This is a genomic window from Halobellus sp. Atlit-38R (assembly GCF_003665925.1).
Taxonomy (GTDB): domain Archaea; phylum Halobacteriota; class Halobacteria; order Halobacteriales; family Haloferacaceae; genus Haloquadratum; species Haloquadratum inordinatus.
Genome location: NZ_QXIJ01000005.1, coordinates 171,161 through 182,456, shown reverse-complemented (window position 1 = coordinate 182,456; position 11,296 = coordinate 171,161). Strand labels below are relative to the sequence as shown.

The following is an 11,296-nucleotide window of genomic DNA, read 5'->3' as shown; positions in this document are numbered from 1 at the left end:
AAATTATGACAGATATGCTCTTCACGCCGCGACGGATCGGGTCCGTCACCATCCCGAACCGGACGGTGTTTCTCGCCCACGAGACGGGGTTCGCCGAAGACGGACTCCCGACGGAGCGAGACGCCGCGTACTACGAGGCGCGGGCCCGCGGGGGCGTCGGACTTATCATCGGTCCGTCAAGTATGCTCGTCCACCCGAGCGCCTCGAACCCGATGTACGCTGCGGGCTACGATCCGGACGTCGTACCGCGATTAGAGGAAATCGGCGCCGCCTGCCACGAACACGGGACGAAAGTGTTCGCCCAACTCCAGCACACCGGCGGCGAAGACTCCGGCGAGCACGCGATGCGCGAGACCTGGGCCCCCTCGGCAGTGCCCTCCGAGTTCGGCTACGAGATGCCGAAACGGATGGAACGCGAAGACATCGAGGAGATCAAACTCGGGTTCGCGAAGACCGCCGAACACGTCAAGGAAGGCGGCCTCGACGGTATCGAACTCAAAGCCGGCCACGACGGCATCCTCCGACAGTTCCTCTCGCCGAAGTACAACACCCGATCCGACAAGTACGGTGGCTCGATCGACAACCGCGTCCGACTGGTGAACGAGGTCGTCGAGGCGATCCGCGACCGCGTCGGCGAGGACTTCCCGGTCGGGATCCGCCTGACGCTGGACGAGATGGAGGAAGGCGGCTACGACTACGACTACGCGGTCGAGGTCCTCCGCCGACTCCACCCGAGCCTCGACTTCCTCGATTCGGACATCGCCACGATCTCGAAACTCCACATCACCGACGCGCCGATGCACGCCCCCTTGGGGTATACCTCGGAGTACTACGGCGCGGCCCGCGAACTGCTCGACATTCCCGTCATCGCCGCCGGGCGGATCAACGACCTCACGAAGGCCAACGACGTCCTCGAAGAGGGACGCGCGGACTTCATCGGGATGTGCCGACAGCTCATCTGTGACGCCGACACCGTCCGGAAGGTCCGCCGCGGCGAGGACGAGGAAGTGACACACTGCATCGCGTGCAATCAGAACTGCCTCGGCGGCATCCACACCAACGGACACGTCGGGTGCATCCAGACCCCGCGGTCCGGGCGGGAGACGAAGATCCCACACGTCGAGGATGTCGACGACGCCCCGGACCCGAGGCGGGTGCTGGTCGTCGGCGGCGGGCCAGCGGGGCTGTCCTTTGCGGTCACGGCGGCCGATCTCGGCCACGACGTGACCATCCGCGAACGGGAGTCCGAACTCGGCGGGCAGTCGAACATCGCCACGCAGGTCGACTCCCGCCGGGAGTTCGGCGACGCCGTCCGCAACCTCCTCAATCAGTTGGGGAACCGGGACGTCACCGTCGAGACCGACACGGAGGTCAGAGCCGAAGACGTCGCCGGCGAGTCGTGGGACGAGATCGTGATCGCGACCGGCGCGACCGAAAAGCAACCAGATCTCGCCGGCCCGGACGTCCACCGCTCGTGGGACGTGCTCCAGGGCGAGTCGGTCGGAGACAGCGCCGTCGTCTTCGACAACAACAAGCACGCCGCGGGCGTCGGCGTCGCGGAGTACCTCGTCGACGCCGACCGCGACGTGACGTTCGTGACGACCTCCTACCATCCGGGCGACCAACTTGAGGGGACGAACGTCCCGCCCTTCCTCGAGACGCTCTACGAAAACGACGTCGACATCGTGACCCACACGACCGTCATCGGCTTCGAGGACAACGCCGCGCAGTTGCTCAACGTCTACTCAGAAGAGATGACGACGGTCGAGGCCGACTCGCTCGTGGTCGCAGCGCGGCGCGAGGCCCGGACCGGCCTCGCCGAATCGATTCGCGAGCAGGGCGTCGACGGGGACGCGGTCCACCGCATCGGCGACTGCGTCGCCCCCCGACTGATCGACAAGGCGATCTACGACGGCGAGATGCTCGCACGGGAGCTTTCGGTATGACAGGTGCAATACTCATCGTCCCCGAATCCGACGACGTGGCGTTGCTCGAGGAAGCACACCGGCTGGCTGAGGAACTTGCGGAGACCGACGGCGACTCACCGGCCGTCGTCGCCGTCGCCTTCGAGGGCCTCGTCGATCCGGACGAACTGGCGAGTGCGAACCCGGACGAAGTCGTCCACGTCGTTCGCGACGGAGACGAGCAGTTCGCTGCTGGGGCCGCCGGTGTCCGGGCCCGTGCCGAGGCGCTCGTGGCGGTCGCAGACGACCCCCGCGTCGTCGTACTCCCAGACACCGCCGACGGCGCCGACCTCGCGGCGGCGACGGCGCGGCGGCTCCGGAGTGGCTGCGTCACCGACTGCCTGCTCCGGGTCCGCGACGGCGAACTGACTGCGGGGCGGCAGGCCTACGGCGGGCGCGCCTACGCCGAACTCTCCTTCGAGGGCGGCCCGCCCGTCGTGACGCTGAACACCGAGGCACTCGGGGCGCCGGCGGCCCCGCCGACCGGTACTCCATCGGTTCGCGAAGTCGAGGTGAGCGTCGTGGACGACGACCGACTCCGGCACGTCGAGACGTTCGACGTGCCAGAAGCGGACTTAGCGAAGGCACGCCGCATCGTCGCCGGCGGGTTCGGCCTCGGCGGCCCCGACGGCTTCGAGGTTATCGAGGACCTCGCCGACGCCGTCGGGGCGGCGGTGGGCGCGTCGCGGCCGCCCTCCGACGAGGGCTGGGTGGCCTACGATCGACAGATCGGCGTCACGGGGAAAGAGATCGACGTCGAACTGTACGTGCCGTGTGCCATCTCCGGTGACTCCTACCATATGCGCTCGGTCAACGCCGAGTACCTGATCCCGATCAACTCCGATCCCGACGCTCGCATCTTCAACTTCGCTGACATCGGCGTCGTTGGCGACGCGTACGAGTACGCGCCGGCACTCGCGAACGCGATCCGAGACGCGAAAGCCGAAGCCGAGGGCGAACCGGGGGCAGGCGAGACGGAGGCGGTCGGCGACGGTGGCGAACGCGTCGTCGATCCTGGCGCTGAGGACGCCCCCGAGGAGGTGCGGGAATGACCGACGTCGACTTCGACGTCGTGGTCGTCGGATCCGGGCGGGCCGGGACCGCGGCGGCGTACAAACTCGCGACCGAGGGACTCGACGTCGCCCTCGTCGAACGCGCCAAACAGCCGGGGATGAAGAACATCAGTGGCGGCGTCCTCTACGGACAGATCCTCGCGGAACTCGTCCCGGAGTTCCCCGAGGAAGCGCCCCTAGAGCGGCACGTCGTCGAACACAACATCAAACTCCTCCACGGCGACGCCGAGGTCTCGATCGGCTACCGCGACCTGGCGCTGCGCGAGGAACCGAACTACACGCTGATGCTCGGGAAGTTCGATCAGTGGTTCGTCGAGCGCGCCGTCGACGAGGGAGCGATCTTCCTCCCGGAGACGACCGTGACGGACGTCAGCCAGCATTCCGACCGCGCTGTGGTCCACACGGACCGCCCGAACGGCGACCTCTCGTGTCACGCGGTCATCGGCGCGGACGGCGTGAACACCACGGTCGGCCGCGCGACCGGGATCCAGCGGACGATGCGAAACGAGGATATGGCGCTCTCGGTGAAGAAGGTCCTCGACGTGGGCCGCGACACCATCGACGAGCGGTTCAACCTCGACAGCGACGAGGGCGCGGCGTACATCTACACCGGCTACCCCGAGGACGCGCCGACGATCGGCTACTTCATCTACACCTTCGAGGAGTACATCTCCGTCGGCGCGGTCGGCGGCCTCGAAACCCTGCGGTGGCTCGGCGAGCAGGGCTACGGCGGGACGGGAACGCCGCTGTACGGTCTCTTAGAGGAATTTATGGAACTCGACACGGTCCGCCCGTACGTCCAGGGCGACGCGCTCGAAGAGTACCAGGGGATCTTAGTCCCCGAGCACTCCTACGACACGCTCCCGGACCGCTACGATCGCCGCGTGGCGCTCGTCGGCGACGCCGCGGGTCTCGTCTTGAACAAGGGATACACCTTCCGCGGACTCGATTACGGCATCAAGAGCGGCCTGGAGGCCGCCGAGGCCGCAATCGAGCGCACGCGCGACGGCAACTGGGACGCGTTCGGCCGACGTTACGACGAGCGCCTGGAGAACTCCTACGTCCTCGAAGATATGAAGCAGCACCGTCACCTCCCCGAATTCCTGAAGAACGAGCGGATGTACGGGGCGTATCCCGGGATCGCGACCGAGACGCTCCGCGGTATGTACTCCGCCGGCAGCGACGCGGAGGGCCTCACCTGGAAACAAGCGTTCCGCGCCTTCCAGCAGAGCGATGCGGGCGTCACTGACCTGCTCAAAGATGGATTCCGGGGGTTCCGCTCGCTATGACCGAAGCGACCCAAAAAGCAATGCCTGTCGACACCAATGAGACACCGGTAACAGTTATGAGTTCACACACCACACGGACGACGGCGGTACACGGAGGGAGAGAGCGATGAGCGTACAGGACAGCCTGGAGACGGTGAACTGGGACGTGAGCGAGGCGGCCCACATCACCGTCGACAACGAGCTGTGCGTCACCTGTGAGGACAAGCCCTGTCTCCACCTCTGCCCGGCGCAGTGCTTCGACTACCAGGAGGATCAGGAAGGCGGGATCTACTTCGCGTACGAGCCCTGCATCGAGTGCGGTGCGTGTATGGTGTTCTGCGCGAACGACCCCGAAAAGGGCGCCGTCTCCTGGTCCAAAGCAGAGGGCGGCAAGGGCGTCGAGTTCGACTTCGGGTGACGATGCGCCTCGACAATCGAACCGCCGTCGTGACAGGCGGCGCGAGCGGGATCGGCGCGGCGACCTGCCGCGTGCTCGCCGAGCGCGGGGCCGACGTCGTCGTCGCCGACCTCGACGAAGAGCAGGGCGCAGAACTCGTAGACGAGATCGACCGCGAGCGCGACGGCGGCGCGTCGTTCGTCGAGACCGACGTGAGCGACGAGGACGCCGTCGCCGGGATGGTCGACCACGCCGAAGCGGAGTTCGGACGCCTGGACGTCCTCGTCAACAACGCTGCCGTCGCCTCCCGCGAGGCTGACGGTCCGGTCACCCACCTCGCGGACGACGCCTACGCCTTCCTCACCGGCGTCAACCTCCAGGGACCGATGTACGCGTGCAAACACGCGATTCCGGCGATGCAGGACACCGGCGACGGCCACGGCGTCGTCGTGAACAACGCCTCCATCGCGGCGCTCGTCGCCGAACCGGGAATGGACATCTACACCGCGACGAAAGGTGCGCTGGTGTCGCTCACGCGTTCGATCGCCATCGAGTACGCGCCCGCGATCCGGGCGAACGCGGTCTGTCCGGGCGTCGTCGAGACGCCGATGCTCGAAGCGGCGATGGACAGCGCAGCGGGCCCAGAGGACGACGGCGATGTTCCGGACACGCTCGACCGGATGATCGAGGAGACGCCGCTCGGGATGGCCGATCCCGCGGACGTCGCGCACACGGTCGCCTTCCTGGCGTCATCCGACGCGAAGGCCATCACAGGTGCGACGATCCCGGTCGACGGGGGGTACACCGCACGATGAAGGCACTCGTCACTGCACGACCCGAACCGCACCGCGTCGTCGACGACGACGGCAACGCCGAACCGTACCGCTGGCAACTCAGCATCGACGACCGCGTGGCGCTGGAAGCCGCCCTCGACGTCGCGGACGACGTCGTCGCCGTGGGAATCGGCGGCGACCCGGCGCGCGCGAGCGTCCGATCCGCGCTCGAACGCGGTGCCAATCGTGGGGTCCACGTCGCGTTCGACCCGATCGAGGAGATCGCCGGCGAGAAGTACGCGACGGCGCTCGCCCGCATCGCCGCACGCGAGTCGCCGGACGCCGTCTTCGTCGGCGAAACGTCCTCGTTCGCCGGCTCGGAGGTTGCATCGCTCGCGGCTGCACGCATCGACTGGCCCTGCGCGACGCGGGCCACGGCCCTCGGGGCCGAGAACATCGACGTCGACGGGGATATCGAGGCGAACGACGACGAACTCGTGGTCCAGCGAAAGCTCGCGATCGGCCGGCAGGAGGTCGTCGTCACCGCGCTTCCGACAGTCCTCGGCGTCGACGCGGGATTCACCGACCCCGATCGGGCGTCGCTGGACACGGTCATCGCCGGGCGCCGCGCGGAGATCGAAACGCGCGACCTCGAAGCCGTCGTGCCCGGCGAAACTCGGTTCTCGATGAGCATCGGCAACGCGACCGTCGAGAACGTCCGGCCGAACGAGCGCTGGGGTCGCGGGCGACCGCCTCGTCAGGGGACCGTCGAAGAACGCATCTATCGGATGCTCGGCCGCGGCAGCGGCGACACCAAGAGCGCCGGCGAGCGTATCGACGCACCCCCCGAGGAGGCTGCCCACCGCGTCGTCGCGTTCCTCAGAGCGAACGAACTGCTCTGAGAGGTCTGAGTGCGTTCATACCGACTCCCGAGAGCCTGAACCGGGCAGTCGGGTGGAGGTGCGAAAGCGTTCGGTGTTCGACCGCCCCCCTGTACACGCCGCGCTGGTAGCCGAGGTGATCCGCGAGATAGTACCTGCTATAGCCGAGAAACGACACTTCAGGGTTCGAAACGCGGTACTGGACTCCCAGCGGGAGCGTCGTCGCGGCGGCGACGGCACACAGGAGGACCGCCCCACCCGCCTCGGCGCCATTGATCACGCCGGTCGCCCCGGCGAACACACCGACTCCGCCGAGTGTCGCCAGCGGTCCGGTGTAGTACCGCGTGAGTTCGCGGGTGAGCGCGTACGCCGACGAGAGACGTTCCCGTGCCCAACTCTCGACGACGTCACCTGGCGCGATTGCCGGCGAGAGCCGTCGGAACTGTCGCCACCGGGCAGCCCCGCCAGCGATTCCGCCCACGCCGGCGAGCGCGATACCGACTCCGACCCCGACTGTCGAGAGCCAGTCCGGAAGCGGAGCAGCACTCGACGCTGCCATCCCGAGACTCGCGAGCACGACGACGGCGAGGCCGATCGCCGAGACTCCGACGCGGTCCATCCCCTCGCGTCCCCGCTCACGCGCGAGGAGCGCTTCTGACGCACCGTAGGCCGTCCGCCGTCGGGCGAACGACCGGATTCCGGTTCGATACGCGTGCTCGACGACGCCGTCGGGCGTGTAGACGACGTCGAACCCCGCTTCCAGTGCGCCCCAACACACGGCGACGTCCTCGGCGACGTTTCGCTCGGGGAAGGGGACTGCCTCGAAGACCGCCCGGCCCCCCACGAGGTTCGCCGTCGCGAGGTACGGCGTCTCTCCCCCGGGATCGACGCGGGAGGCCCGCGGCCCCATATCGAGCGAGGAGTTGTGCCCCTCGTAGACGCTCGCGGGGCCGTCCCCTGCGGGACGAATCCGGCCGCCGACGAGGTCGTGCGCGGCGAGATGCGGCACGAGATCGGCGAGCCACCACGGCCGCGGTCGGCAGTCGGCGTCGGTGAACGCGACGACTCCGTAGGCGGCGGCCTCGACGCCGCGGTTTCGGGAGGCACCGATGCCCAGCGGCTCGTCCGCCGTCCCGACGGAGATCACTCGGATACGCCGCTCGTCGGCGAGCCGGTGGCTCACAGCGGCGTCTGGGGTGCCGTCGGTCGATCCGTCGTCGACGACGACGACCTCGTAGGTCGGATACGCAAGCTCTGCGAGCGCGTCCAGACACGCCCGCAGGTGTTCGCGATCGTTTCGCACCGTGACGACGACCGATACCGGCGGCGTGTGAGTGGGATCCCGCGCGGGTCGCCACTCCAGGAATCCGCGCTGGTGAAGCCGCTCGCACAGGGTTCGAATCGCCGACGGACGCGTCCCGGTTTCTCGGGCGATTGCCTCGGGTGCGCAGAACGCGCTCTCGCGACGTAGCGCGTCGACGACGTTGACTGCGGCGTCGTTGAGTCGTGTCGCCGTGAGTGGACGCTTCGAGACGAGGACGTCGTCGGCGAGGTCGACACCGTCTCGAAGTCGATACTCCCCGGGCGGACCCGGTTCGCTTCCGTCGGTACACTCTGGCGCCGGTGTCGTGCCGTCGCCGATGGGATCGGATTCGTTCGCCTCGGTCCGTCTTCGCTGCGAATTACGAGTGACTTCGGTGCGTACGTCAGAGGTGGAGTGGGACGGTTCCATCGCCCGGGTCAGTCACCGGAGAGGATCGCCCGCAGTTGTGGGTCCTCGCCGTTCGGATCCGAACTGCCCATCGCGACCGCGGGACATCCCTCGTGGTCGTCGATCCGGCTCCGGAGGTTCGCGATCTCGCTCCACGCCGTCTCGAAACCGTCCTCGATCACGTTCCCCGATGCGAGGTGGTCCCATTGCGTGAATGCACACGGGTAGACGTCGCCCGCGGGGTCGACCAGACACGTCATCGAGCCCGCACCGCACTGTTTGAGCGTGTCGTTTCTGACCTCGCCGAGCGCGTTCAGATAGAAGAACGAATCGCCCGTCCGGACGTCCTGGTGGTCGTCGAGCCACTCGTGGAGGAACCGGATCTGCTCGGCTTCGAGACGGAACTCGTCCCAGGCGTCCTCACCGCGACCGCTTGGACGGAAGCGGTTCAGGCGCAGGCCCGCGCCGTGCGCGTCGGCGAACTCGTATATCTCGGGGAGGTCGGCGACGTTCTGTCGGGTGACCACCGTGTTGACGGTGGTGCCGATGTCGCGGTCCTCCAACCGTTCGAGCGCGTCGACGACCTGCTCGTAGACGCCCTCTCCGCGGATAGCGTCGTTCTCGGCGCGCAGACCGTCCATACTCACCTGGAGAAACAGCGGGTCCATCGCCTCCAGGCGGTCGAGCGTCGTCTCGTCCAACTGGGTCCCGTTCGTGCTCACGCACGTCGAGATGTCCCGCGCCGTGAGTGCTTCGAGGAGTTCCAGCATATCGGGACGGACGAACGGCTCGCCGCCGCCGATGTTCACCTGGAAGACATCCATCTCGTCGAGCTCGGTGATGAACGATTTGGCCTCCTCGGTGGTGAGTTCGTTTGGCATCTGATGACCGGGGCCGCTCCCCGACAGACAGTGGTCGCAGTGGAGGTTACAGCCCAGCGTGACTTCCCACGTGATCGTGACCGGAGCCGATAGAGGCTCACTCGCCATCGCTGAGAACCCCCCGCTGTAGGAGTGTCTCGACGACGGCCGGCGAGAACTCCGCTTCGACGGATTCGCGCGACCGCTCGCCGTCGACAAATTCGAGCACGTCGATGACGGTGTCGCTGACGGCGTACATCGAGGCGTCCTCGTACCCGTAGTTCTCGTGGTCGTACACGAGCCCGCCGTCGGCCTCCCGCCGGAATTTGATGTGTGCGGGCTTTGAGACGGTCGTCGGCATCTCAGTACACGCCACAGATGCCGTCGATCTTGAGCTCCTCCTCGAAGAGGTCCTCCTCGATCGTGGGCTCGTCTGTCTCCGGGTCCGCGTCGGCGTCGACATCCGTCGCGACCTCGGTGGCCGTCTCCTCAGTTTCCGCATCCGCGGCTGTCTGTGACATACGATAGCAACAAACTCGGCTGTCTACAAATACGTTTGGGAGGATTGACAAAACGTCCGCGAACCAGGTGACGGCACGGTGCCGATGTCGCTCTTTGTCACCCGTAAATCGGTGTATCCTTTTCTAACGCACGTGTGAACTGGGCGGTATGGACCCAGTTCGCAGTAGCCTCGGTGGCGGGATCGCAGCCACCGTCGTCCTCTTGGCGCTTCTGCTGATGTTCGACGTGCTCCTCGCCGGCACGGACCTGTTCGTATTCGCCACCTTCACCAGTCTGTGCGCCGTCGGTGGTCCGCCGTACTGTCGACCGCAAACGCTGACGGCGACCCTCCTGACGCTCACGTGGTTCGTGCTGCTCTTCGCGGTGGCGTGGCCGCTCTTGTTCGGCGGCTTCACGTGGGGGCTCCCCGGCGAATCGGGCCTCACGCACGGCGTGATCTACGGCCTGATCCTCTGGTCGGGCTACCTCGTCATCGTGCTCTTTGCGGTCGGCTTCGGTGGGGAGTCGCTGCGGTCGAACCTCCCGTTTCTCGGCATCACACTCCTCTCGTACGTCGTGTACGGGCTCGTCCTCGGTGGCGGCTACGATTATCTCGCTCACCACCGGACCTTCTTGAGCGAGGAATCGACTGCTTAACCGACGTATGTGACTGCTACTGGAATCTCGAATGGACACACTCAGCGCTATCGTCGTCGCGACCGTCAGTATCAGCTTCACCGCCTGGATCGGCGTTCTCACGCTGTTCCTCCGCGACGAACTGGTGGATCAGGTGTTGCTCGGCCTGGTCGCGCTCGCCGCGGGCAGTCTCATCGGTGGCGCGTTCCTCCACCTGCTTCCGCGTGCGATCGCCGAGTCGGGATCGGCGGATACCCTCCCCCTGTTTCTATTTCTGATCGGCGGCTTCTGTCTGTTCTACGTACTCGAACAGTTTCTTCACTGGCATCACCACCACGCGGCGACGCACGAGCACGAACCCGTCTCGTATCTGGTCTTGGTCTCCGATACGCTTCACAACTTCATCGACGGCCTCGTGCTCGCCGGGGCGTTCCTCCTCGGCACGCCGCTCGGAATCGTCACGACGCTGGCGATCGCGCTCCACGAGATCCCACAGGAGATCGGCGATTTCGGCGTGCTCGTGTACGGTGGCTTCGGGCGGCGGCGCGCGCTCGTTCTCAACTACCTCACGCAGGCGACCGTGATCCTCGGCGGCGTCGTCGGCTTCTTTCTCGGGGACGTCGTCACCGGATTACCGTCGGTGCTGCTGTCGTTCGCGGCGGGGAATTTCATCTACATCGCGAGTTCTGACCTGATCCCCGAGATCAAACAGGAAAGCGGAGTTCGACGCTCGATACTTTACTTCCTCGTCTTTCTCGGCGGCATCGTCCTGATGCTCGGTGTCCGCTTGCTCGGCGGCGTCCTCCGGTAGTCCGCAGCCGAGGGCTGAAGACGCGCAACCGCCAGACAGCGACGCTGATCTGCTCACCGAGTGCCCGCTGTCGCGATGCGGTGCGAAGCCTGCCACTCAAGTACCCTGAGTACGAAGCGTTCTCCAATGCCAATCGTTGAAGTGACGCTCCCCGACGAACTGCTGAGCGAGTTCGAGCAACTGGTCGACGAAGAGTTCGTAACCGAAGAACAGGCCGTCGAAGAACTGCTCAGTATGGGTATCGACGCCTACAACGTCGACGTCGTCGACGAGGGCGAGCCCGGTGACGACTTTATGGAAGGCGCAGAGAACAACCTCTTCGACACCGCCTCGGACCCCGGCGGTCTCGACGACGACACGCTGTAACGGCCGCGACCTCGTTTCTGCTGCACGGTTACTTATTCCTGCTCTGTCAGTGTCC

Annotated in this window: 13 protein-coding genes; 9 read left to right on the top strand and 4 right to left on the bottom strand. The window is 66.4% G+C overall.

Annotated elements, in window-relative coordinates; translation table 11 throughout:
- Positions 1 to 5 precede the first annotated feature (5 nt).
- The 6 genes from D3D02_RS09200 (at position 6) to D3D02_RS09175 (ending at position 6,377) form a co-directional block, all read left to right on the top strand.
- Positions 6 to 1,946, top strand: coding sequence for an FAD-dependent oxidoreductase (locus tag D3D02_RS09200; protein ID WP_121569686.1), 1,941 nt, complete (start codon positions 6 to 8; stop codon positions 1,944 to 1,946).
- On the top strand, positions 1,943 to 3,016 hold the full coding sequence (locus tag D3D02_RS09195; RefSeq protein ID WP_121569685.1) for an electron transfer flavoprotein subunit alpha/FixB family protein: 1,074 nt from the start codon (positions 1,943 to 1,945) through the stop codon (positions 3,014 to 3,016). Before D3D02_RS09200 ends, D3D02_RS09195 begins: the two co-directional genes overlap by 4 nt.
- Positions 3,013 to 4,326 carry an FAD-dependent oxidoreductase gene (locus D3D02_RS09190; RefSeq protein ID WP_121569684.1) on the top strand — a complete coding sequence of 438 codons (1,314 nt, stop codon included), beginning with the start codon at positions 3,013 to 3,015 and terminating at the stop codon, positions 4,324 to 4,326. The genes D3D02_RS09195 and D3D02_RS09190 overlap by 4 nt, the downstream gene beginning before the upstream one ends.
- Positions 4,327 to 4,432: 106 nt before the next feature.
- The gene (locus D3D02_RS09185; protein WP_121569683.1) at positions 4,433 to 4,723 is read left to right on the top strand and encodes a ferredoxin family protein; all 291 of its coding nucleotides are present in this window, start codon (positions 4,433 to 4,435) and stop codon (positions 4,721 to 4,723) included.
- Positions 4,724 to 4,725: 2 nt separating this feature from the next.
- A complete protein-coding gene (locus D3D02_RS09180; protein ID WP_121569682.1) occupies positions 4,726 to 5,517 on the top strand; it encodes an SDR family NAD(P)-dependent oxidoreductase in 792 nt (263 codons plus the stop codon).
- On the top strand, positions 5,514 to 6,377 hold the full coding sequence (locus D3D02_RS09175; protein WP_121569681.1) for an electron transfer flavoprotein alpha/beta- subunit: 864 nt from the start codon (positions 5,514 to 5,516) through the stop codon (positions 6,375 to 6,377). The genes D3D02_RS09180 and D3D02_RS09175 overlap by 4 nt, the downstream gene beginning before the upstream one ends.
- Here the strand turns inward: D3D02_RS09175 and D3D02_RS09170 are convergent.
- The 4 genes from D3D02_RS09170 to mftA are packed head-to-tail and all read right to left on the bottom strand — an operon-like array spanning position 6,355 to position 9,448.
- Positions 6,355 to 8,088, bottom strand: a complete 1,734-nt coding sequence (locus tag D3D02_RS09170; RefSeq protein ID WP_121569680.1) for a glycosyltransferase — start codon at positions 8,086 to 8,088, stop codon at positions 6,355 to 6,357. The two genes, D3D02_RS09175 and D3D02_RS09170, sit on opposite strands and share 23 nt — an antisense overlap.
- An 8-nt stretch (positions 8,089 to 8,096) precedes the next feature.
- Complete coding sequence (gene mftC, locus D3D02_RS09165; protein ID WP_121569679.1) at positions 8,097 to 9,056, bottom strand: mycofactocin radical SAM maturase; 960 nt, start codon at positions 9,054 to 9,056, stop codon at positions 8,097 to 8,099.
- Positions 9,046 to 9,288: a mycofactocin biosynthesis chaperone MftB2 gene (gene mftB2 / locus D3D02_RS09160; protein ID WP_121569678.1), complete on the bottom strand. Its 243-nt coding sequence runs from the start codon at positions 9,286 to 9,288 to the stop codon at positions 9,046 to 9,048. The genes mftC and mftB2 overlap by 11 nt, the downstream gene beginning before the upstream one ends.
- A 1-nt stretch (position 9,289) precedes the next feature.
- A complete protein-coding gene (mftA, locus tag D3D02_RS09155; RefSeq protein WP_121569677.1) occupies positions 9,290 to 9,448 on the bottom strand; it encodes a mycofactocin precursor MftA in 159 nt (52 codons plus the stop codon).
- Between the two features lie 148 nt (positions 9,449 to 9,596).
- Here mftA and D3D02_RS09150 point away from each other — a divergent pair, with 148 nt between their 5' ends.
- The 3 genes from D3D02_RS09150 (at position 9,597) to D3D02_RS09140 (ending at position 11,241) form a co-directional block, all read left to right on the top strand.
- A complete protein-coding gene (locus tag D3D02_RS09150) occupies positions 9,597 to 10,085 on the top strand; it encodes a DUF6789 family protein (protein ID WP_121569676.1) in 489 nt (162 codons plus the stop codon).
- A gap of 31 nt (positions 10,086 to 10,116) precedes the next feature.
- Positions 10,117 to 10,875 carry a ZIP family metal transporter gene (locus D3D02_RS09145; RefSeq protein ID WP_121569675.1) on the top strand — a complete coding sequence of 253 codons (759 nt, stop codon included), beginning with the start codon at positions 10,117 to 10,119 and terminating at the stop codon, positions 10,873 to 10,875.
- Positions 10,876 to 11,001: 126 nt separating this feature from the next.
- Positions 11,002 to 11,241 (top strand): hypothetical protein, encoded by a 240-nt coding sequence (locus D3D02_RS09140; protein WP_121569674.1) that lies wholly within the window; start codon positions 11,002 to 11,004, stop codon positions 11,239 to 11,241.
- The last annotated feature ends 55 nt before the right edge of the window (positions 11,242 to 11,296 follow it).